The sequence below is a fragment of the Flavobacterium soyae genome, from assembly GCF_021245985.1.
Lineage (GTDB): Bacteria > Bacteroidota > Bacteroidia > Flavobacteriales > Flavobacteriaceae > Flavobacterium > Flavobacterium soyae.
The window spans coordinates 19,215-44,004 of sequence record NZ_JAJQXA010000004.1 but is presented as its reverse complement, the minus strand read 5'-3'; the positions used below and the strand labels follow the sequence as shown (position 1 = coordinate 44,004).

General features: G+C 34.5%; 17 protein-coding genes. 10 read left to right on the top strand and 7 right to left on the bottom strand.

Going from position 1 to position 24,790, the window contains the following annotated elements; all coding sequences use genetic code 11:
- The first annotated feature begins 101 nt into the window (after positions 1-101).
- Positions 102-1,352: an NAD(P)/FAD-dependent oxidoreductase gene (locus LUU93_RS06640; protein WP_232679566.1), complete on the top strand. Its 1,251-nt coding sequence runs from the start codon at positions 102-104 to the stop codon at positions 1,350-1,352.
- Between the two features lie 201 nt (positions 1,353-1,553).
- Here the strand turns inward: LUU93_RS06640 and LUU93_RS06635 are convergent, their stop codons facing one another.
- The 6 genes from LUU93_RS06635 to LUU93_RS06610 form a co-directional block, all read right to left on the bottom strand.
- Positions 1,554-2,159 carry a hypothetical protein gene (locus tag LUU93_RS06635; protein WP_232679564.1) on the bottom strand — a complete coding sequence of 202 codons (606 nt, stop codon included), beginning with the start codon at positions 2,157-2,159 and terminating at the stop codon, positions 1,554-1,556.
- A 461-nt stretch (positions 2,160-2,620) separates the two neighbouring features.
- Positions 2,621-3,010, bottom strand: a complete 390-nt coding sequence (locus LUU93_RS06630) for a hypothetical protein (protein WP_232679562.1) — start codon at positions 3,008-3,010, stop codon at positions 2,621-2,623.
- A gap of 323 nt (positions 3,011-3,333) precedes the next feature.
- On the bottom strand, positions 3,334-5,019 hold the full coding sequence (locus LUU93_RS06625) for a sodium/sugar symporter (RefSeq protein WP_232679560.1): 1,686 nt from the start codon (positions 5,017-5,019) through the stop codon (positions 3,334-3,336).
- Between the two features lie 231 nt (positions 5,020-5,250).
- Positions 5,251-6,312 carry a UDP-glucose--hexose-1-phosphate uridylyltransferase gene (locus tag LUU93_RS06620; RefSeq protein ID WP_232679558.1) on the bottom strand — a complete coding sequence of 354 codons (1,062 nt, stop codon included), beginning with the start codon at positions 6,310-6,312 and terminating at the stop codon, positions 5,251-5,253.
- A 16-nt stretch (positions 6,313-6,328) separates the two neighbouring features.
- Complete coding sequence (galK, locus tag LUU93_RS06615; RefSeq protein ID WP_232679556.1) at positions 6,329-7,489, bottom strand: galactokinase; 1,161 nt, start codon at positions 7,487-7,489, stop codon at positions 6,329-6,331.
- Between the two features lie 18 nt (positions 7,490-7,507).
- Positions 7,508-8,563 (bottom strand): aldose epimerase family protein, encoded by a 1,056-nt coding sequence (locus LUU93_RS06610; protein ID WP_232679554.1) that lies wholly within the window; start codon positions 8,561-8,563, stop codon positions 7,508-7,510.
- Between the two features lie 102 nt (positions 8,564-8,665).
- On the opposite strand from LUU93_RS06610, the gene LUU93_RS06605 reads away from it, so the two are divergent.
- Entirely contained in the window at positions 8,666-9,664 is a 999-nt protein-coding gene (locus LUU93_RS06605; RefSeq protein WP_232679552.1) for a GntR family transcriptional regulator, read from the top strand.
- A gap of 409 nt (positions 9,665-10,073) precedes the next feature.
- Here the strand turns inward: LUU93_RS06605 and LUU93_RS06600 are convergent, their stop codons facing one another.
- Positions 10,074-10,763 (bottom strand): NUDIX hydrolase, encoded by a 690-nt coding sequence (locus LUU93_RS06600; protein WP_232679550.1) that lies wholly within the window; start codon positions 10,761-10,763, stop codon positions 10,074-10,076.
- Positions 10,764-11,322: 559 nt separating this feature from the next.
- On the opposite strand from LUU93_RS06600, the gene LUU93_RS06595 reads away from it, so the two are divergent.
- The 8 genes from LUU93_RS06595 to LUU93_RS06560 all read left to right on the top strand — a co-directional run bounded on the left by LUU93_RS06595 (position 11,323) and on the right by LUU93_RS06560 (position 24,644).
- A complete protein-coding gene (locus tag LUU93_RS06595) occupies positions 11,323-14,379 on the top strand; it encodes a SusC/RagA family TonB-linked outer membrane protein (protein WP_232679548.1) in 3,057 nt (1,018 codons plus the stop codon).
- A 29-nt stretch (positions 14,380-14,408) separates the two neighbouring features.
- Complete coding sequence (locus LUU93_RS06590; RefSeq protein ID WP_232679546.1) at positions 14,409-15,968, top strand: RagB/SusD family nutrient uptake outer membrane protein; 1,560 nt, start codon at positions 14,409-14,411, stop codon at positions 15,966-15,968.
- Between the two features lie 181 nt (positions 15,969-16,149).
- A complete protein-coding gene (locus LUU93_RS06585; protein WP_083598001.1) occupies positions 16,150-17,160 on the top strand; it encodes an arabinan endo-1,5-alpha-L-arabinosidase in 1,011 nt (336 codons plus the stop codon).
- 60 nt (positions 17,161-17,220) lie between these two features.
- Entirely contained in the window at positions 17,221-18,765 is a 1,545-nt protein-coding gene (locus LUU93_RS06580) for an alpha-N-arabinofuranosidase (protein WP_232679544.1), read from the top strand.
- Positions 18,766-18,777: 12 nt separating this feature from the next.
- Positions 18,778-20,397, top strand: coding sequence for an arabinan endo-1,5-alpha-L-arabinosidase (locus tag LUU93_RS06575; protein ID WP_232679542.1), 1,620 nt, complete (start codon positions 18,778-18,780; stop codon positions 20,395-20,397).
- 195 nt (positions 20,398-20,592) lie between these two features.
- Entirely contained in the window at positions 20,593-21,537 is a 945-nt protein-coding gene (locus LUU93_RS06570; RefSeq protein ID WP_232679540.1) for a glycoside hydrolase family 43 protein, read from the top strand.
- Positions 21,538-21,667: 130 nt separating this feature from the next.
- The gene (locus tag LUU93_RS06565; protein WP_232679538.1) at positions 21,668-22,648 is read left to right on the top strand and encodes an arabinan endo-1,5-alpha-L-arabinosidase; all 981 of its coding nucleotides are present in this window, start codon (positions 21,668-21,670) and stop codon (positions 22,646-22,648) included.
- A gap of 13 nt (positions 22,649-22,661) precedes the next feature.
- Positions 22,662-24,644, top strand: coding sequence for a glycoside hydrolase family 127 protein (locus LUU93_RS06560; protein ID WP_232679536.1), 1,983 nt, complete (start codon positions 22,662-22,664; stop codon positions 24,642-24,644).
- Positions 24,645-24,790: the final 146 nt, after the last annotated feature.

Here is a 24,790-nt window from a genome sequence, read left to right as displayed (position 1 = left end):
TAAATCGTTTTTGGTTGTGCTAATTTAATTTTATTTATCAAAATAAATGTAGTTATTTTGATGATGGCAAATGTAGGTTAATAATTGATAATATTTTTATTATGACAAAGGAGTTTGTAGATGTTTTAGTAATAGGCGCCGGACCATCCGGATGTGTATCGGCATCGTATCTTCATAAAAACAATGTTAAGGTGAAAGTTGTTGAAAAACAGAAGTTTCCGAGACTTGTTGTGGGCGAAAGCTTAATTCCGAGAGTAATGGATCATTTTGCTGAGGCAGAATTGTTTGATGCTCTTAATTCGATGAACTTTGAAAAGAAACTTGGAGCCCGTTTTATTAGAGGTGAAGAGATCTGTGTTTTTGATTTCAGTAAAAAATTTGGAGAAGGCTGGGATTGGACCTGGCAGATTCCAAGAGCTGATTTTGATAATACAATGGCTCAGGAAGTGGTTCGCAAAGGCGTTGATCTGGAGTTTGAAACAGAAGTTTTAGAAGTTTCTTTTGAAGGAAAAAATTCAAAAACAATTGTAAAAGATAAAGATGGAAATTTAAAAGAAATCCATGCCAAATTTATTGTCGATTCCAGCGGATACGGTCGTGTTTTGCCAAGACTTTTAGATTTAGATACGCCTTCAAAATTAGACCCGCATTCTTCGATTTTTACACACGTAAAAGATATTAACAGACCAGAAGGTGAGGAAGGAACGCAGATTTCATTTGATATTTTAGAAACTGAAGTCTGGCTTTGGGTAATTCCGTTTTCTAACGGAAATACGAGTTTAGGTGTTGTTGGTCCAACAGACTTTATTAATTCGCTTTCTGAAAATAAAGATAATGCAGAAGCTTTGAAGAACGCTATTCAGCTATCAGATTATTATATTCAGAGATTTAAAGGAACTGAATTTTTATTTGAACCTGTAAAACTAGAGAATTATTCGAGAGCGGTAAAAAGAATGTACGGCGATGGTTTTGCTTTAACAGGAAACAGCTCTGAATTTCTTGATCCTGTTTTTTCGTCTGGAGTAGCTTTTGCAACTGAATCCGGAATGCTGGCAGCAAAATTATACTTAAAAGAATCGCAGGGAATTCCTGTTGACTGGGAAGTTGAATTTACGCAATATATGAAACGCGGTATTTCTGTTTTTACAACTTATGTGCAGGAATGGTATACCGGAAATCTGCAGACTTTGTTTTTCCATCAGCCGGAAAATCCAGAGGTAAAAGAAAAAATATGTGCTGTTTTAGCTGGATATGTCTGGAACGAAGAAAATTCTTTTGTTAAGAAACATGACCATGTAATTAAGAATATGGCGTATTTACTAAACATGCAAAAAGAACAAAGCCCTGAATAATCAGGGCTTTTTTTATTCGAAAAAGCAAGGAATGCCTGCTTGGTAGAATTAAATTCGAATTACGATTATACGTTCTGTAGGAACGTTTGATTAATGTAGTGTGTTGTTTTTGTAAAAACAGGTGTCCCTACAGGACACAATGCAAAACAATAATCTTTTTTCTGCTACCCATGAGATATTCCTACGCAATATTAAATATTTTTATTTGAATGCTTTTTTTACTAAAAGTTTAGATAATGATTTTGCTGTTTTTGCATAACCTTCACCAATTCTAGATTCATTACTGTAATTGTTTCCCCATTGATCTCCAGGAGCTTCTTCACTTGTAATTTCTAATAAAACATTTGATTTATTTGCTGTTTCAACAAATTTTAAATTTGTAGTAACTTTTGCAGGCTGTTTCATAATTCCTGCGTCCCAGCCCGGATAAATCCATACTGTTTGAACGATTAAAGTATAAGGCGTGTTTAATCCTTCCTGAAAACTTACATCTTTATGTTCTTTGGTTAATACCGTATTGGCAATTTCTAAAAACTTAGGCGTCCAGATTTGGTCCTTTGCAGCGATCCATTTCTTTTGCCAGATGTTTCCGTTTCCTTTTGTTTTTTGGTTTAAATCAGCAGTTCTTTCTTCAATATATTGCGCTTCTGATTTTTTTTCTTTCATCATAGTAAAATTACTATAATCAAAGACAGTATTTATTTCTTTTTGATCTTTTAAAAAATCAAAATTTCCCTTTACTACTTCCATGTCCTGAGCAAAAGCAGTTCCTGAAATAATAAATAATGCAAAAATTAGTTTTTTCATTTTTTATGTTATTGGTTAATTACGAGGTTAAAAATAGCTAAAATGATTGTATAAATATTTTTTCTTGTTAAAATAAATTATCAATAAATTGACTTTTGTTTATAACAGAAAGATTTTAATTAAAATCAAAGTAATTGAAACAGAGAATAATAACAATGCTTCAAATTTAATAATTTGTTTTAAAGATAGTCCTGAACGCATGTTTTTACCAAGAATTAGGCTTATCAAAATAGCGGTACTTAAAAACAGAAATATAACTATCGAGTTAAGAATAAACCGGTTAAGGAATAGTAGAAATAATGAATCATTTTTTAATTGATTGTATTTTTCCTCACTTCCTATCCATAAATAAGTACTAAAGAATATTGCAAGTATTCCTAAAATTAGCAGAATTGTGTGGATAATTTTAAAAAAAATATTCTTCATGTTTTCTCCGATATAAAATAGCTTTATAACTATTTCTATTTTTTATTAATATTTGATTTTCGTGCTTTCAAATTTTGATAATATACATTATAATCAAATACTTGTTTTAGCTGATTATTTTTATACAAATAAATATTAGGCTGACCTTTAACTTTTACTATTGAATCTCCAACTTCTACTTCGTCCCAAAAACTATTTATTACAGCATTACTTGAATTACTTGTAAACTTAATCATTGGTGTACAATGTTGCGATGAGTCAATATATTTTTCAATCACAATGCCTGAATATGATTCTTCTTTACTATTCTCAAGTGCTCTTTTATAAAAAGCTTCATTTCCTGAAAGATAATTTGCCCAAAAAGCCATCGCAGTTAGTAAAATCACGAAAAGTAGAAGTTTAAGTACATTTCTTTTTTTTATCATAGAGAGCAAATTTTTCTTTTTTGTAATAGTTGTTCTTATTTAACTTAATCCAAAAACAAATTTTAAAAAACAAATTACGGAACAAAAGGCAGAAACTAAAATAATTCCCCAATGTTTAATTTTATCTAAACGATGCCCTTCTTTTACATAGAATTCATTTAAGCCAATACTTGTGAAATTTATAAAAGCCAAATGCAAGCAAAGCAAAGAACACACAATAAAATAAATTAGATTCCATAAAATTTTAATTTAATCAAAAACAAAAATAAAAAAGGGATCCCAATCAGGATCCCTTTTCACTTCAAAATTACTTATTAAATAAATTACCAGAATTTAACGTACAATGCTACGATAATCAGTAATGTAATTACAATTAAAACGGTAGTTTGTGGTTTTACTTTAAACATTTCAGAGTCTATTTCAAACGCTTTTGGATTTACTTTTGGCCCGGCAAAACTGATTCCGATCATAGCTAACATCGTAAAGAAGAACGATAATCCCATACAAATATGGAAAGGAATTTCGAATGCTCCTTTTCCGTTAGGATAAGCAGTATATAATAATGTCTCGTTTCCAAATAACATTGGAGCATATTCGTTGAATAAAACAGACAAAACAAATCCTAAAATTACTCCAACGATAGCTGCAGTTCCAGTAGTTCTTCTCCAGAACATACCAAGGAAGAACATTGCAAAAACTCCAGGGCTGATGAATCCGGTATATTTTTGAATGTAAGTGAAACCACCAACACCGCCAATTCCAAGAATATCATTCCATGTAAACAATACAGCTAAAAGCATTGCAGCAAAAACGGCAATCCTGCCAATATTTACCTGCTGTCTTTCGCCAGCTTCTTTTTGGATGTATTTTTTATGAATATCTAAAGTATAAATAGTCGAAATACTGTTTACTTTTCCTGCTAATGATGCTACGATTGCAGCAGTTAAAGCAGCAACAGAAAGTCCTTTTAAACCTGTAGGTAAGAAAGTCAATACAGCAGAATAAGCGCCATCTTTTCCTCCAACTAATTGAGGTAAATGTCCGTCTTTATATAAAACGAAAGCAGCAATACCAGGAAGCATTACGATTAACGGCATTAATAATTTTAGCATACCAGCAAATAAAATTCCTGTACGTGCTGTTTGTAAATCTGCACCAAGTGCTCTTTGTGTAATGTATTGATTACATCCCCAATAGTTTAAGTTGATGATCCAGATACCAGCAAGGTAAGACATCAAACCAGGGAAAGTTAAATATTTATCAATTTCAAGCTGAGTTGAAGTCGCTGTAGGTTTCGGGATAATCATTTTAAAGTGCTCCGGAGCTTCTCTCATTAAAACTTTAAAACCTGCAATTGCATTTTCGCCTACGCCAAAATACTGCCCAACAGTTGTAAGTGCAATATAAGAAGTTACCAATCCGCCAATGATTAAAACGGCAACCTGAATAACATCTGTATACGCTACAACTTTCATTCCTCCAAGAGAAATAAACAAGGCAAAAACAGCTAAACCAACCATAATTACGTGAAGATATTCTCCTCCCGCAAGACCGTTAATAGCAACTGCACCTAAATATAGAATAGAAGTTAAGTTTACAAAAACATATAAAAACAACCAGAAAACAGCCATAATCAATGCAGTCGATTCGTTGTAACGTGTTTTTAAGAATTGAGGCATAGTATATATCTTATTTTTAAGATATACAGGAATGAACCAAACAGCTACAATAATTAAGGCAACAGCAGCAAGCCATTCATAAGCAGCAACGGCGATTCCTAAAAAGAAACCTTCACCACTCATTCCGATGAATTGTTCTGCTGAAATGTTTGATGCAATTAATGAAGCTCCAATTGCCCACCAGGTTAAATTTCCTTCTGCAAGAAAATACGCTTTAGCATCGTGTTCGTCTTGTTTACGTTTGCGATAAATGGTGTAACCGTAGACAGATACTACGATAAAATAGATAATAAAAACCGCATAATCTGCGAGAGTGAGGTTCTGGTTCATTGTTAATAGTATTTTAGATAATTGTTTAAGTTAAAATTTGAAATTAATATTTATGTGGTTTAATGTGTTTAAAAATGAAATATGTGTTTTTATTCTGTTATTTTTTTATTAAAAAAGCGAAAGCCAAATTTAAAATAAAAACTTAAAAAACAATCATTTTAAATGTATTATTTACATTTATAAACAGAGAATTCTGTTAAATTTTAAACTACAGAATATTGGAGAGAAATTTTAACCAATTTTTACTGCATTTTTATAATGCACTTCTGCCTGCTGTCTTAAAATTTCGGCACTTTTTTCAGGAGTAATGTCTCTTTGCGATTCTCCCATCATTTCGTAACCCACCATGAATTTTTTTACAGTTGCTGAACGAAGCAATGGCGGATAAAAATGCATATGGAAATGCCACTCCGGGTGATCGAAACCGTCTGTTGGCGCCTGATGAATTCCTGACGAATACGGAAATGAAGTGTTGAATAAATTATCGTATTTGATTGTTAACTGCTTTAAAATTTTGGCGTAAGCCGAAACTTCCTCAGCACTAAAATCAGTGATTTTACTAATCGCTCTTTTGCTTACAATCATTGTTTCGTAAGGCCAGATTGCCCAAAACGGAACTAATGCAACAAAATGTTCATTTTCGATAACTATTCGGCTTCCAACTTTTAATTCGGCCTGAACGTAATCTTCAAGAAGTGTTCTTTTGTTTTTATCGTAATACGATTTTAAGCTGTTATGCGTTTTTTCAACCTGAGTCGGCAATGAAGACTGTGCCCAGATCTGCCCGTGCGGATGCGGGTTGCTGCAGCCCATAACACTTCCTTTATTTTCAAAAATCTGAACGTGGTTGATATATTTAATATTCCCTAAATCAGTATATTCTTTCTGCCATGTTTTTACAATGCTTTCAATATCCGAAACTTCCATTTCCGGCAGCGTAAGATCATGTCTTGGAGAAAAACAAACCACTCTCGAAATTCCCTGTTCTGGTTTTGCTTTAAAAAATGTATGTTTAATATCTTCTTCAAAAATGATTTCGTCCTGTTTTAAAGCAGCAAAATCATTGTCGAAAACAAAGCTGCTTTTGTAGGCAGGATTATTTACTCCGTTTGCACGAACATTTCCCGGACATAAATAACATTCGGGATCGTGTTTTGGGAGTGATTCTGTAGAAATGGATTCATTTTGCCCTTGCCACGGACGTTTTGCACGATGAGGTGAAACCAAAACCCATTCATTAATTAAGGGATTAAAACGTCTGTGAGGATCTTCGTTAATGTCAAAATTTTTCATTGCGTTGTGTTTGGTATTAAAGTAATGTCGTTCCGTTTGAGATTTTTACATCATAAAATTTTAATTCAATCCCAAATGTATCTAAATAAAGATTTGAAAACTTACTTTTTACCTGATTTTCATGTCCTTTTTTAATTAAATTTATAGTACAGCCTCCAAAACCGCCTCCCATAACGCGAGAACCAATGATGGCATCATCTGCTTTTGCAGTATCTACAAGCATATCTAACTCGGCACAGCTTACTTCATATTCCTGCGATAAACCATAATGCGTTTCAAAAAGCAATTGTCCTAAAAGTTCTATATCTCCTTTGTCCAGCGCTTCGCAGGCTTTTATAACTCGGTTGATTTCTTTTACAACAAAATGAACTCTTTTAAAAACCGTTTCGCTCATTTTATCCTGAATGCTTAAAAGCTGTTCTTCAGAACAATCTCTGAAACTTTTTACTTCAGGAAAATTATTTTTAATAATAGCTAAACCTTGCTCACACTCAATTCTGCGCGTATTATACTCCGATGTAAAAAGAGAATGTTTTACATTACTATCCATTAAAATCAATGAATAATCTTTAAAATCGGCATTATGATATTCAAAATCAAGCGTATTGCAATCCAATTTTATTACTTTATTTTCAAGACCGTGAACACTCGAAAACTGATCCATAATTCCGCAGTTAATACCAACCCAGTGCTCTGCTTTTTGTCCTAATAATGCTATGTCGACTTTCTCGATTTTTAGATCAAAAAGCTGTTTAATTCCGAAAATCATTCCGCATTCTAAAGCGGCAGAAGAAGATAATCCCGAACCTACCGGAATATTACTGCTAAAAACACAGTTGAAACCGTCAAACGAAAATCCGTTATCCTGCAATTGCTTGATAACGCCGCGAATGTAATTGGTCCAGACAACATCGCTCAGTTTTATTTCCTGAGTTAAATCAATTTCAAATTCTTCATTTAAATCTATTGCAATTACTTTTGATTTTTTTGAATTGTTTTTTTCAAATGCAAAACAAATCACTTTATCAATTGCAGCCGGCAGAACATAACCGTCATTATAATCAATATGTTCTCCGATAATATTAATCCTTCCCGGAGAAAGCACCACTTTTTCTGGCTTAGAGCCAAATGATTTCTCAAAAAAAGAAGTAGTATTTTGTATTAAAATGTCATTCATTATATTGGTAATAGGTAGTTAGTTTATATTTTCAAATTTGTAAATAGTTTTCTGAATATACTCTTCGTTTTTTTTCAAAACAGAATTTGGAAAATGTGCCTGATTTGGAGCATCTGGAAAATTTTGAGTCTCAAAGCAAATACCGCTTGTTTTATGGTAAACAACATCGTTTTTTCCTTTTAAAATATCAAAACAGTTTCCGCCTACATATATATGTACACTTGGCTGATTGGTATAAACACTCATTTTTAAATTGTTTTTTGAGCTGAATAAAGCTGCAACAGCATTGTTTGACTGCTCAATCACAAAAGAATTATCTATTGAGGCCGGACAACTTTTAGCGGATCTAAAATCAAATTCATGATTTGTAAGATCGATAAATTTACCGGTTGGAATATTCTCGTGGTTTGTCTCTACTATTTTTTCGGCATCAATAAAAATCTTCTGATTTAAAACACTTCCATCGTGTCCGTCCAGATTAAAATAACTGTGATGCGTTAAATTTATAATAGTATCTTCTGTCGAAACCGCTTTATAATCTAATTTCAGTTCATTGTCTTCTGTCAAAGTATACGTTAAATCAACGTGTAATTCTCCCGGATAATTTTCATCTAAATCTTTACTTATAAGGCTAAAAGTTATCGAAGGATTTTCTCCCAAAGTTTGATTGGTAACATTCCATACTTTTTTTCCAAATCCGGTATTTCCGCCATGAAGGGAATTTCCGTTATTATTTTTGGTCAATTCATAGGTTTTTCCATTTAATGAAAAAGTTCCTTTATTAATTCTTCCCGCATAACGTCCAACGGTTGTTCCAAAATAAGGAGCACTTGGCAGCAAATAAGATTCTAAATAAGAAGAAACAGAATCAAAACCTAAAACAACATCAATAAGATTTCCGTTAGAAACAGGAACTTGTAAAGACGTTACGGTCGCTCCATAATTTGTAATCTGAATTTTCATGCCTTTTTTATTCGATAATTCAAAAGAAAGAATTTCGCTGTGATCTGGCATCAAACCAAAAGATTTAGAATTATAAGTTTCCTTTAAATGCGATTTATGTTTTATTTCCATGTAAATTTTGCCAAAAGTGAAATTCAAAAATAAAAGATTTCTTTGTTTTTACATACCAGTACCTACCAGTTTTTGTATATTGCACAAAATTTATCTTTTCCTATGAATATAATTTCGATTCAAAACAACATTGGTCTTCCAAAATATAAGCAGATAATTCTTTCAATAGAAAAAGCAATTGAAGAAGAAAAATTAGTAAAAGGCGACAGGCTGCCATCAGTAAACAAAGTCTGTCTGGCGTTTTCATTATCGCGCGACACAGTTTTACTGGGTTATGATGAACTCAAAAAAAGAGGGATTATTTATGCCATTCCCGGAAAAGGATATTACGTTAAAAGCGTTGAAATCACTATAAAACAAAAGATTTTTTTGCTTTTTGATGAACTTAATATTTTTAAAGAAGATATTTATAACTCCTTTTTAAACAGCATTGGAAAAAATGTTCAGGTCGATATTTTCTTTCACCATTTTAATAGTCAGGTTTTTCAAAAGCTGATAAATGACAGCAACGGCAATTATACCAAATACATTTTGATGCCTACAAATTTAAAAGATATTGTTGCTTCGATAAAAACCCTACCAGTAGGTGACGTAATTATACTGGATCAGACTAATCCAGATTTGAAAATATATCCGGCAATTTATCAAAATCACCAAAAAGATATTTTTGAAGGACTGCAAAGGGGAAAAGAGCGATTGCGCAAATACAAAAAACTGATTTTGATTTTTCCGGGTTTTCGCGAACCGCTGGGAATGAAATTGGGTTTTGAAGATTTTTGTGCTGAATATAATTTTGAATCTGAAGTTATTGCCGAATTTACTAACAGAGAAATTACTGCGGGAGATTTATATATAATTCCGAATGATCGGGATTTAGTTCGCGTAATCGAAAACGCCAGGGATAAAAACTTAAAACTCGGATCTGATTTTGGAATTATATCCTATAATGAAACACCGCTGAAAAAAATTGCCGCCAGCGGAATTACAACTATTTCTACACATTTTGAAGCAATGGGAAAAATCCTGGCCGAAATGGTTCTTAAAGGAAAAAAAGAACAAATCGAAAATAAATCATCTTTGATTATGCGTAATTCTTTGTAATGAGCCGGCAAAGAATTTTAGCAAAGAGATTGTTTATATTACAATAAAACGGCTTTTGGTTTAAAAAATCTATTGGTAAATTAATAAAAAAAATAAAAAATAATTTCTTGTTTTTGGAAACATATTTTGTTTACATTTGCAAATGTATATTTCACACTTATTAATTTGTTTTAACGATTAATGTTCATAATGATTGCTTAAAAGAAAGGTTAAAAAGATAATAAATAATTTTGTTTATTTTTTTTAATAGTAGTTTTATTGAAGAAAAAAACCTGAAAATTGTGGATTTCAGGGTTTTGTTTTTTATAGATATTGCCACAGATTAAAAGGATTCACACAGATTTAAAAAAAACATTTTAATCCTTTTAATCTGTGGCTAAACTTAAAATCTACAATCTGCGTGAGACTTTTATAAATTCAATACAAAATCGTTTAAAAGTTTCTCTTCATACTTTTCTTTATTAAAAGTATATAAATAAGATCCTTTTCTGGACGACTGCATGTCTTTTTCATCCAGTTTATTCAGAATTTCAAGAGAGTTTATTTTACTGATAAAGTTTCTCTTATCTAATTCTTTGCTTAAAATTGCTTCGTATAGTTCTAATAGCTGGCGCATAGTAAATTTTTCCGGAAGCAGTTCAAACCCAATAGGTTTTATCGAAGTTTTGTAACGAAGTCTTTTTATGGCATTTTCAACCATTTCGTTGTGGTCAAAAATTAAGTGCGGCGCATCGTTTATAGGGAACCATTCTGCATGATAATTTTGAATTAGTTCTGCATTGTGGTTTTCGATATTAATCAAAGCAAAATACGAAACCGAAATTGTTCTTTCGACGGGGTCACGATCAATTTCACTGTAAGCATATAACTGCTCCATATAGATATCATTCAAACCTGTATATGTATTTAAAATTCGGATAGCAGCATCATCTAAAACCTCATCACGTTTTAAAAAGCCTCCAATTAAAGACCATTTTCCTTTTTCAGGTTCAAAGTCTCTTTGAATTAAAAGTATTTTTAAACCGTCATTGTCGAATCCAAAAATAATGCAATCTACCGCTAGTAAAACCTTATCGACAGAGCTATAACTGTTTAACATATTCAATATTTTATTGGTAAAGATATAAACTTCCTCAAATGTTTCATAATTTATTAATGTAGATTTTACACTTACACAAATAACATTTCAAAAATAGAGTTAAAAAAATCACTTTTTGCACAAAAATAACATTCATTTTTCTTTTTTAAGATTTTTTTAGGTCAAAAACAGGATGATACAGGATAGTTTTTTAAAGAAAAGCCAAAAACAAGAAACTTTTAAATAGGTATTTATTTACAAAAACAAAGGCTTAATAGAATTTAAGTGATTAAAAAACAACTCATTTATACCTTCTTTCATGCTGTTGTTTTTTTGATTAAAAATGGGCTTTTTGATTAAAAGTGTATTTTTTACACAAATAACTTGTAAAAATTACCTTTTTTTTGAAAAAAACCTCAATTTTTTAAATGTTAATAATACACTTAATTTGTGATATGTGTTTTTTTTTAGTTATTTTTTTATCATATTAATTTGTTTTTCAGTCTTTTTTTTATTTAAATTTACAAATGTAATATTAACACTTATTTACTAACCACAAAACCAACCTTAAACAAACAGTATGATAACAAACCAACAATTAATTTTTTACAGCAATTTTTTATTGCCAAAAAAAGACTGGATTTTAGCAATCTGCATGCTAATATTTTCTGTTAATCAAATGTCGGCTCAAGGCAAAACGATTAGCGGAGTTGTTACTTCGGCACAAGACAATCTGCCTTTGCCGGGTGTAAACATCTTGATAAAAGGAACCAAAACAGTTGCCACAACTGGATTTGACGGAGAGTATTCGATTAAAGCTTCTTCGACAGATGTTTTAGTTTTTTCATTTATAGGATTTCAAAATCGTGAAATCTCAGTAGGAAATCAATTAAAAATAAACGTAGCATTAGGCGAGGACACAAACAAATTAAATGAAGTAGTTGTTATTGGTTACGGAACTCAAAAGAAATCTGATTTAACAGGATCTGTGAGTGTCGTAAATATGGAATCGGCTAAAAAAACGGTTACATATGATGCCGCCAAAATGCTTCAAGGGCAGGTTCCGGGTGTAACAGTACAATCATCAGGAGAACCCGGAGGATTTGTAAATATCAAGATTAGAGGTATAACTTCATTCACTAATAACAATCCTCTTTTTGTAATTGACGGTATTATGGTCGATGCTCCTTTCGATTTTGCACCGGGAGAAATTGAATCGATGCAGGTTTTAAAAGATGCTTCTTCGGCTGCTATTTATGGTGTTCGCGGTGCCAATGGAGTTGTAATTATTACAACAAAAAAAGGTAAAGCAGGCCGAATGGATGTTAAATTCAAATCAATCGTGGGACTTCAGAATGTAGCTAAAAAATGGGATGTTACAGATCGTGCGGGCTATCAAAAAATTACCAGCGAGGCCGAAAGAAACAGGGACATCAGAGCTGGTGTTCCGGTAAGTATTGCACCGGGAAATGATCCTAACAGCCCTTCATATATTACAAATGTAAACACAGACTGGCAGAAAGAAGCGTTACAAACAGGAGTTGTACAAAATCAGGCTCTTACACTTAACGGAGGTGCAGAAAACATAGCATACAGTTTTAATATAGATTATTTTAAAAACACCAGTTATGTTAAAACACCTCAGGATTATGAGAGACTGTCAACTAATTTGAATTTGAATGGTAAAAAAGGAAAATTTAAATATGGTATAAAAATGGCCTATACACAATCTGATAAAGAAATTTTTAATGAATACAATGCGGGACAAACCGTTATCAGCGACATTTTAGGCGCGGTTCCAACAATGCCTGTTTATGATTCTAACAGATTGGGCGGATACGGCGGTACAGATAACTTAACGCAAAGAGCAATCTCAATGAACCCGATTGGTTATAATAATTTGATTACCAACAACGGAAAAAGAAACCGTTTTATTGGAGATGTTTGGGGAGAACTTGAGATTGTTAAAGGTCTTAAATATAAACTGGATGTAAGTTACGACAGAACAGACTGGGAAAACAGAAAATTTATTCCGCCAAGTGATTTAGGCTGGTACTATATTACTACAAATGACGAAGCTTCTTTAGATGTAGAAACAGGTAATGAGTTAAGAACTTTTGTGAATAACTTATTGACTTATGAAGTTTCGCTTGGAAAACATAAAATTGACGCTCTTGTAGGTTGGATTCAGGAAAAAAGAGACTATCACAGATATAATTCAAGAGGTGTAGGTTATACGCCAGGAGAAATTCCGATGCTTCAATATGCTGATGCCAGAAATGCAAGTGAGTATAAATTTACAATTGCAGGAATCTCATACATCAGCAGATTAAACTATAATTATGATGACAGGTATTTATTGCAGGCAAATTTTAGACAAGACAGAACTTCTCTTTTTAGTGAAATAAATAATTCTGCAAACTTCTATTCATTTTCAGGAGGTTGGAAAATTAGTAACGAGAAATTTTTACAATTGCCAAAATGGGTAAGCAACATTAAACTTCGTGGAGGTTATGGTACAATTGGAAATAATACAATTCCTCAGTACTTTTTTGCTTCGACAGTAAACAGTTTTGCCGGTTATGATTTTAATAACTCGCTTGCTCCGGGAACAACTGTGGTTGCTGCACTTGATCCGAATGTACACTGGGAAAAAACAACTAGTAAAAATATCGCATTAGAATTAGGATTTTTAGACAATGACTTACAGTTTACAGCTGAGTATTTTAATAAAAAAGTTACTGATATGTTGGTTGGAGTGCCATTGCCATTTTCTACAGGGGCTTTTCCTGCAAATATTACAACGAACGCAGGTGATATGAAGAATTCTGGTTTTGAATTTACAGCATCATATAGTAATCATCATAATAAATTTAAATATGATATCTCAGGAAATTTTGGAACGTTGAAAAATGAAGTTACTAAAATTGGAGTGAATTCAAACCCACTTTATGGAGCAGTTTCAAAAACAGAAGTAGGAAGATCTGTTGGTGAACTTTTTGCATGGGAAGCTATTGGTATTTTCCAGAATGCAGCAGAAGTTGCAGCTTCTCCAACACAAACAGGCGCAGCTCCCGGCGATATTAAATTTAAAGATGTAAACGGTGATGGGGCAATTACAGATGCCGACAGAACTTTTCAAGGGGTATCAATTCCTAAATACGGTTTCGGAATGAATTTTAGCGCTTCTTATGCCAATTTTGATTTCTCAATGTTCTGGCAGGGCAGCGGCGGAAATAAAATTTTCAATGCCATGTACCGTAATTTGATGATTGGGCAATATACAAACCACCACACAGACGAATTGAATTACTGGACACCTACAAATACAAATACTAACGTTCCGGCCCCGGTTATTGGTGATCCTAATGGAAATTCAAGAGACTCAAACCGATTTATTGAAAGTGGTGATTATGTAAGATTACAAACCATGGAATTGGGATATAATATTCCTCTAAAAGACAAATTTATTGACAAGGCAAGAGTATATCTTAATGGACAGAATTTATTGACGATCACAAAATACAAAGGCTACGATCCTGATTTTAACAGTGACGGACTACTTTCAAGAGGATATGATGCAGGATCTTTTCCAAATCCAAGAACAATTTCTTTGGGTGTTGAAGTAAATTTTTAACTAGCCTAACCAACTAAAAACGTATTAAAATGAAATATAAAATATTTAACTATATAGCAATTTTCTTTTCATTGGCTGTTGTAACAACCAGCTGTGTTGATAATGAAGATTTGACCCAGATAGACCCAAATAATGACGCAGTCGATTCGTTCTGGAAAACAGATCAGGACGCTCTTGAAGGTGTAAATGCTGCTTATGGAAGTTTATTAACAGATGGTACTTACATGAGAAGTACACCATTATTACTAGACACAAGAGCAGACGACGCACGTACAAATAGCCCATGGGGTTCGATGTATAATGTTGGGCATTTTAACTCAAATGTAGCCGATGCTGCTATTTACGGATGGGCTTTTGAAACCTATTATCAGGGTATTTATCGTGCCAATCAGGTTTTAACAAATGTCCCTGATATTGAATTTGAAGATGCAGCACTTAAAAACAGAATTTTAGGCCAAGCCTATTTTTTAAGAGGACTGTATTTATTTCATGCGGTAAATATGTTTAAAAATGTACCAGTTCCTGTAGATGTTGGAGTATATCATCCACAAAAAACAAATGAAGAAGGCTGGGCTCAGGTTATTGCTGATTTTAAAACCGCAGCTGAATTACTGCCTAATTCTTACGTTGGCATTACAGGTCTGGATGCAGGCCAAAAAGGACGTGCCACAAAAGGTGCCGCTTTAGGATATCTGGGAAAAGCATATTTATTTACTAAAGATTTTACAAATGCCAGAACTGCTTTTAAACAAGTAATTGATTTAGGAGTTTATTCTTTGGTTTCAAACTACCGAGACAATTTTACAACAGCAAACGAAAACAATTCAGAATCTCTTTTTGAAGTACAATTCAGCAGAGATGCCGGCGGTGTCGATTTAGGCTGGGGAGGTGCTCCCGCATCTGGCTGGGGGAAAACTTCTGCCCGTGCGATTACTTATGCACCAAGGGCTTTTGGATGGACAGATGTGCAGCCAACATGGGCATTATTTAACGAATTTCAGGAAGAAAAAACAAAAACAGGAGAAGTTGATCCCCGTTTAGATGCCACAATATTTTACAATAAACCGGGAACAAAATTATACGGAAGAGATTTTGCTGCTTTTTATGCCTCAAGCCCAGGAGATTTAAATGATTTGTTCTGCAGAAAATACCAAAATTCTGACGGTGAATTTGCAGACGAATACGACTGGCGTTCGGGAATTAACGAACGATTGTTAAGATATGCCGATATACTTTTAATGTATGCCGAAACTTTAAATGAAACAGGAGATACACCTGGAGCATACGCATACATTCAAATGGTTAGAAACAGAGTTAATCTGCCGGATTTATCAGTTACAAAACCGGGAATGAGCCAGGACCAGATGAGAGAACAAATTGGACACGAAAGATTTTTAGAATTTCCTCTGGAAGGCCACCGTTTTGATGACATACACCGTTGGGGATGGCTGCAAAACCCTGCAAAATTAGCATGGCTGAAAGCAAGAGATGCCGAGTTTAATTCGTATACAGCAGGACGTGAATATTTTCCAATTCCGCAGTTAGAAATGGACAATAATCCGGGAACAAAACAGAATGACAGTTATTGAGTTTTCAGTCTCAGTCCCAGTCTCATTGTAAATTGTGATTGTAAACTGAGATTAAGAATATATTTGAGTTAGTTAGAATACTTAATATCATATGGCAGATGAATAATCTGTCATGTGGTATTATAAAAAGAAATGAGATTACAAGATTAATTATTGAAACAGTAACTAAAAATTATAAAAAATGAAAACAATTGCAAGTTTGGTTTTATTCGCAATATTATTAGGAAGTTGTCAAAATGAAGATGTTATAATCCCTTCGAATGAGAGTGCGGCAGCTGCTGCAGAATCTCAAAATTCTCAGGTAAAAAATCTAACAGCTAAAACAGTAAGCGGAAATGTTCCGTCTCACGATCCTAGCACAATTATAAAAAGCGGAGTTAATTATTATGTTTTTACAACAGGAGATAATATCCCTATGACCTATTCAACAAATTTAACAAACTGGACTTGGGGAACCTCGGTTTTTACGTCAACCCCAAGCTGGATTACAGGATATGTGCCTGGTTTTACCAAAAACTTTTGGGCCCCTGATCTGGCATGGTTCAACAATCGCTGGAATATGTATTATTCCTGTTCTACTTTTGGATCTGCCACTTCTGCAATTGGTTTGGTTACCGCGCCTGCTATTTCTCAAAGTGCCGGAACAACCTGGACAGACCGCGGAGTAGTAGTTTCTTCGTCTTCATCTTCAGATGTAAATGCTATCGATCCTTCTATTTTGGTTGACGGAAGCAATGTATATATGGCTTACGGTTCCTGGCATGCCGGAATTGGAGTTATTCAAATTAACCCGTCAACAGGAAAAACTACCGGAAGCAAAACCATCGTTGCCGGAGGAAACAGCGCCTCATGGGAAGCGCCTTGTCTAATAAAAGAAGGAAGCTACTATTATATGTTTGTAAACAGGGGAACCTGCTGTAATGGTGTAAACAGCACCTATTATATTGTAGTAGGCCGTTCGACAAGTCCGTTTGGACCTTTTGTTGATAAAAACGGAGTTTCTTTAAAAAGCGGCGGCGGAACTACAGTTCTGGCTGCACAAGGAAATTACATTGGCCCGGGTCATTTGTCAAGAATCACTGGAACTCAAAAGGGATCTGTTCATTATTATGATGGAGCCGATAATGGAAATCCAAAACTCGAAATCGTATACTTTACATGGTCATCAGGATGGCCGACACTTTCTTATTAAAAATACTATTCAGAGGAAAGTTTCCTAAAAACTTTCCTCTGTTTAACTTATAAATACATTATGAAAAAAGCACTTTTAATCTCCTTTCTTATTGCAGTTTGTAATCAGGCAGCTTTCTCCCAAAACGCGACGGTTGTCACTATAAAAAATAATACAGATGCCCCAACAATCAACAAAAATATCTACGGACATTTTGCAGAACATTTGGGACGTTGTATTTACGGCGGTTTTTTTGTGGGAGATACATCAAAAATACCAAACACAAAAGGAGTTAGAAATGATATTATTACAGCTTTAAAAGATTTAAAAATCCCAAATTTAAGATGGCCCGGAGGCTGTTTTGCCGATACCTACCATTGGAAAGACGGAATTGGCCCAAAAGAACAAAGACCTACAATTGTAAACCAATGGTGGGGAGGTGTAACAGAAGATAACAGTTTTGGAACACACGACTTTTTAAACCTTTGTGAAGTATTGGGAGCCGAACCGTATTTGTCTGGAAATGTAGGAAGCGGAACTGTTCAGGAATTATCAGACTGGGTTCAGTATACCAATTTTGGAGGTAAAAGCCCAATGAGTGATTTACGTAAAAAGAACGGAAGAACAGAACCTTGGAAAGTAAAATTCTGGGGAATTGGTAATGAAGCCTGGGGCTGCGGCGGAAACATGACAGCAGATTATTATGCAGGCGAATACCGCAAGTTTACAACATTTATGTCTGACTGGAATAATACCGGCAGTATTACTCGTATTGCGTCAGGAGCAAATAGTGCCGATTATAACTGGACTGAAGTTTTAATGAAAAACATTCCGCTAAATATGCTTGGCGGAGTTGGGGTTCATCATTATGCTGTAATTGACTGGGGTAAAAAAGGAGACGGAGTTAATTTTTCTGAAGAAGAATATTTTAAAACCATGCAGTCTGCCTTAAAAATGGAAGAACTGGTTACAAAACATGCTGTCATAATGGACAAATACGATCCTGAGAAAAAAGTGGCTATGGTTGTAGACGAATGGGGAGGCTGGTATGAAGTAGAAAAAGGAACAAACCCAGGATTTCTATATCAGCAAAATACCATGCGTGATGCTGTTTTAGCCGGAGCAACTTTAAATATTTTCAATAATCACGCAGACAGAGTTCGTATGGCAAACCTGGCGCAATGTGTTAACGTTCTGCAAGCTGTAATTCTTACCGATAAAGCTAAAATGATTGTAACACCAACGTATCATGTAATGAAAATGTACAGTGTTCACCAGGATGCAAAATTATTGCCAATCAGTTTTCAATCACCGTTGTATACTGTTAAAGGAGAGACTCTTCCTGCAGTATCCGTTTCAGCATCAAAAGATAAAAACGGAACCGTTCATATATCAGTAGTAAATGTCGATGCCAAAAACAAAAACAAAATAGAAATTGACACAAACGATCTTGGAGTTAAAAACTTTACAGCAGCAGTTTTAACATCGGCAAAACTGCAGGATTATAATTCATTTGATACACCAAATAAAATTGTACCAACAGTTTTTAAAGGTTTCGAAAACAAAAAAGGAAAACTTGAAATCACCATTCCTCCTTTCTCAGTAATTGTTTTAGAAGGAAAATAAAAAGATAAAAAGATGAAAAAATCAAATTCTATTTTAAAAATTGTTCCTTTCATCGGATTTTTGGCGATGGCTGTTTTATCAAGCTGTTCCAAAGATGATCCGGCGTTAGAAACACCAGATCCTGATCCGGTTACGCCGCCTGTGGTAACACCACCGGCTTTTCCCGGACCAACTTATGCAGATAATTATACGGCAATAGCAAGCTGGGGAAATAGAACACAATGGAATTTAGCCAATGTACACGATCCGTCAGTAGAAAAATCCGGAGATTATTATTATATGTACCAAACAGATGCTTCTTATGGAAATGCGCATGAGGGTAACGGACATTTTTTCTACAGAAGATCAAAAGATTTAATCAATTGGGAGTTCATGGGGCCTTCTATGACTCAGGCTCCGGCTTGGGTAAAAGATTCCTTAAATAATAAAAGAGCGAGAATGTCTCCGGCACTTCCACCAATAGAAAATCCAAATTATGGATATTGGGCACCTTGTGTACGCAAAGTTGGAAACATCTACAGAATGTATTATAGTATTGTAGTGACCAATCCAATTGTGGGAACAGATACGAATACTTCTTGGACTGAACGTGCTTTTATTGGCTTGGCCGAAACAAATGATTTAGCTTCAAACAATTGGACAGATAAAGGAATGGTTGTCTGCTCAGAACCAGACGGTGTAAAAAGTTATGTTCGAAACGGAGGAAACGATTGGGATGCGTATTTTAAATTCAATGCAATTGATCCGAGTTTTATCGAAACTCCGGCTGGAGAGCAATATTTAATTTACGGTTCCTGGCATTCCGGAATTGCTGCTTTAAAACTGAATCCAACAACAGGAAAACCAGATAAACTAAAAACGATCGACGATTACGGAGTAAGAATCGCCGGACGCGGAAATGTAAATACAAACCGCTGGCAGGCACTCGAAGGCCCAGAAATTATGTACAATCCAGATACGCAATATTATTATTTATTTCTGGCTTATGATGAATTATCAGTGGCATACAATACCCGTGTAGCACGTTCAAAAAACATTTTAGGGCCGTATGTTACTAATACCGGAATCAGTATTACAAACGGTGCAGAATGTTACCCAATGTTAACGCATCCGTATCAGTTTAAAAACCATACAGGCTGGGTTGGATTTTCACATTGTGCCGTTTTTCAAAATCCAACAACCAAACAATGGTTTTATGCTTCGCAGGCTCGTTTGCCGGAAGGCGTAGCCGGAATCAACGTTTCAAATGCAGTAATGATGGGACATGTTCATGGTATTCAGTGGACAGAAGACGGATGGCCGGTTGTAGAGCCGGAACGCTATGCAGGAGTTCCTACAACTACAATTGCTGACGCAAGTTTAGTGGGAACCTGGGAACAGATTACGATGAATTATCAATACAAAACCATGCAGAAATCAGTTACGATTTATTTAACTGCCGATAAAAAAGTAAGCGGTGATATAACGGGAACCTGGTCGTATGATGCTGCTAAAAAAATTGCAACCATAAACGGAGTTAAATGTAACGTAGTTGATGCCTGGGATTGGGAATCAGCAACAAGAAAAGTGACTTTAAGTTATAGCGGAATAAATAGTGCAGGATTAGCCGTTTGGGGAAAGAAAATAAATTAAAAGATAATGCCACAGATTTCACAGATTAAAAGGATTAAAAAATCTGCGTGAGAAAAATAAGCCACGAATTTCACGAATCTCCACAAATTAAATTCGAGAAAATTAGTGCAATTCGTGGCAAAAAAAACAAAGCCAAAGATTAAAAACAAATCATTTTAATCCATTTAATCTGTGGCAAAAAAATATCAATAAAAAATGAAAAACCTATTTACAAGCCTTTTCGTTTTGCTTTTATCGATTGCAGGAACTGCCCAGTCGATAAAGACAAATAATCCCATTATTAAAGATAAATACACCGGAGATCCCGCAGCATTGGTTTACAAAGACAAAGTCTATTTATACGCAGGTCATGACGAAGCACCAAATGATTTTCATTTCTATAAAATGAACGAATGGCTGGTATATTCTTCATCTGATATGAAAAAATGGGAATCGCATCCCGTACCCTTAAAAGTAACCGATTTTAAATGGGCAAAAGGCGATGCCTGGGCTTCACAGGTAATTGAAAGAAATGGAAAATTTTATTGGTACGTAACAGTTGAACATGGTTCTGTACCCGGAAAATCAATAGGAGTAGCCGTTTCAGACAGCCCAACAGGACCCTTTAGAGATGCATTGGGAAAAGCCTTAATTACAAATGATATGACCAAATTTTCTAATATAAGCTGGGACGATATCGACCCAACAGTTTATATCGATACTAATGGACAAGCTTATTTGTTTTGGGGAAATACGGCTTGTCATTATGCCAAATTAAAAGAAAACATGATCGAACTTGACGGTGAAATTCAGCATATAGAATTACCCCATTTTACCGAAGCACCGTGGATTCACAAACATAAAAAATGGTATTATTTGTCTTATGCCTATGAATTTCCTGAGAAAATTGCCTACGCTATGAGTAAATCGATTAACGGACCATGGGAATTTAAAGGAATTTTAAACGAAATAGCAGGAAACAGCAACACCAATCATCAATCGATAATAGATTTTAAAGGACAATCGTATTTCATTTATCACAACGGAGCATCGATTCCCGACGGAGGAAGCTTTAGAAGATCAGTCTGTGTCGATAAATTATATTATAACAAAGATGGAACTATGAAACGTGTCGTAATGACATCAGAGGGAATTCAATGATTAGTGTTCAGTATTCAGATTTTTAGTGTTCAGTCGCAGTTTTCAGGTTTTAGAGGAAGTATTTAGTCTCAGCTTATATGATCTAAAAGTTTTCAGATAAAATCAAACTTAAATTTCTTATATAACTTATATGGTTTACAAAAACATAAAATATGTACTTTCTGTTCTAATCTTCTGGGTTGGTTTAGTTTCGTATGCGCAGGAAATTGTAGTACACGATCCCGTTGTCATCAAACAAAAAGATACTTATTATTTGTATTGCACCGGAAACGGAATCAGTGTTTTTAGTTCAAAGGATTTAAAAAACTGGAATCCCGAACCACAAGTTTTCAAAGACAAACCAGTTTGGGCAGATGGCGTTGCAGCCGATTTTAAAAACCATATCTGGGCACCGGATATTTCATTCCATAATAATACGTATTATCTGTATTATTCAGTTTCGGCTTTTGCTAAAAATACTTCAGCGATTGGTGTTGCGACGAATACAACATTAGATCCAAAAGATAAAAATTACAAATGGATCGATCAGGGAATTGTCATCCAATCACAGCCCAATCGTGATATGTGGAACGCTATTGATCCCAATTTAATCTTTGATGAAAACAATACACCCTGGCTGGCTTTTGGTTCTTTTTGGGAAGGATTAAAAATGGTAAAACTAAATCCCGATTTAAAGTCGATAGCACACCCTCAGGAATGGCATACAATTTCAAAACGTAAAAGAACTTTTGAATTGGCCGATTCTGATCCAGGAGACGGCGCGCTCGAAGCTCCTTTTATCTTTAAGAAAAACGGATATTATTATCAATTTCTTTCCTGGGATTTATGCTGTCGCGGAGAAAAAAGCACTTATAAAGTTGTAGTGGGAAGAGCTAAAAATGTAACCGGACCTTATCTCGATAAAGACGGAAAACCACTAAACGAAGGCGGAGGAAGTTTAGTCGTTCAGGGCGATGAAAATTACTTTGGCGCAGGCCATAACAGCGCTTATACATTTGATGGGAAAGATTATATTTTTTACCATGCCTACGAAAAGAAAACCAACGGAACGCCAAGATTAGTAGTAAAAGAAATGCAATGGGACGCAGATTTTTGGCCGATTTTAAAATAGAATATCCAAAATAATGAAAAAATATAATTTACCAATAGTAACGATTTTCATGTCACTTTTGATTTTGATTTCCTGCAAAGAAACCAAAAACGATGTGGTGCAGTCTACTAAAACTTCGGCCTTAAAAGCAGGTTATGAAATAGAACCTGTTAATATTCAAAATGTAAAATTGACAGATTCATTCTGGCTGCCCATTATAAAAAGAGTGCAGGAAGTTACGATTGCTTACGCGATTCAGAAATGTAATGAAGAAGGACGTTTCGAAAATTTCTTAATTGCCGGAAAGCAAAAAACAGGAGAAGTTCGCGGGCAAATGCCTTTTGACGATACGGATGTTTATAAAATTATCGAAGGCGCATCAAACACTTTAATTTCAGCTCCAAATCCGAAGCTTGAAAAAGTGCTGGATTCCCTAATTGCCATTGTAAAAATTGGTCAGGAAAAAGACGGTTATTTAACCACATGGAGAACCATAAATCCGGCAAAACCGCCAGCACCTTGGGTTCCCGTTATTGAAGGAAAACGTTGGGAATCATTGCAAATTAGCCACGAATGCTACAATGCAGGACATTTAATTGAAGCAGCTGTTGTGCATTATGAAGCAACCGGAAAAAGAAATTTTCTTGATATTGCTATCAAAAATGCCGATTTATTAGTGAAAACTTTTGGCGATAAACCAGGTCAGGTAAAAGGAGTTCCGGGACATCAAATTGTAGAAACGGGTTTGATAAAGCTGTATCAAATTACCGGAAAAGAAGATTATTTAAAGTTAGCAAAATACTATTTAGACAATCGCGGAAATCCAAACAATCATAAATTATATGGCGAATATGCACAAGATCATATTCCGGTAATTCAGCAAAATGAAGTAGTTGGCCATGCCGTACGCGCCGTTTATATGTACGCAGGAATGACAGATATCGCTGCAATGACAAAAGATAAAGGTTATACCAATGCCGTAAATAATTTATGGGATAATATGGTAAACAAAAAAATGTACATCACAGGTGGAATTGGTTCAAGACACGATGGAGAAGCTTTTGGAGCTAATTATGAATTGCCAAACTTAACCGCATACAACGAAACCTGCGCAGCAATTGGCGATGTATACTGGAACCACAGATTGCATAATTTATACGGAAAATCACAATATTTTGATGTGATCGAAAGAACAATGTACAATGGTTTAATTTCTGGAATTTCATTAGATGGAAAAAAGTTTTTCTATCCGAATGCTTTAGAAGCTGATGGTGTTTTTAAATCAAACAGAGGTTCCTGCACACGTCAGGCTTGGTTTGACTGTTCTTGCTGCCCAACTAATTTAATTCGTTTTATTCCGTCGATTCCGGGACTTATTTATTCAAAATCAAAAGATGTTTTATATGTGAATTTATATGCTTCAAACAACGCATCTTTTACTTTAGGAAAAACTGATTTACAAATTTCACAGCAAACATCATATCCTTGGAACGGAAAAATAGCAATCTCAGTAAATCCAAAAAAAGAAAGTCAATTCACAATCAAACTAAGAGTTCCGGGCTGGGCAAGAAATGAAGTTTTGCCGGGAGATTTATATTCTTATAAAAAAGCTTCTACTCAAAAAACAACCATTAGTTTGAATGGAGAAACATTAACAATTCAGCCACAAGATGGTTATTTCGTAATCTCAAGAAATTGGAAAAAAGGAGATAAAATCAATCTTAATTTTCCAATGGAAGTTCAGGAAGTAGAAACGAATGCTAAAGTAGAAACCAATAAAAATAAAGTCTCTTTAGAATATGGCCCAATCGTTTATGCTGTAGAAGAAATTGACAACAAAACCAATTTCGATAAAATAAATGTAGCATCTGGAGATACTTTCAAAGTAAAAAAGGAAGCAAATTTATTACAGGGCGTAAATGTTATCGAAAATTCAAAATTCAAGGCAATTCCATATTATTCTTGGTCAAATCGCGGAGTTGGGAAAATGAAAGTTTGGTTGGACTATAAGAACTAAGATTCTATTCCCGCAAGGTTTCCAAAACCTTGTAGGTTTAATTTTTAAACTTAAGGAACTTAATAATACCTACAAGGTTTTGGAAACCTTGCAGGAGAACAAAAAATTAAAAATCCGTTTTTATCCGCGTCATCTGCGTGCCGTAA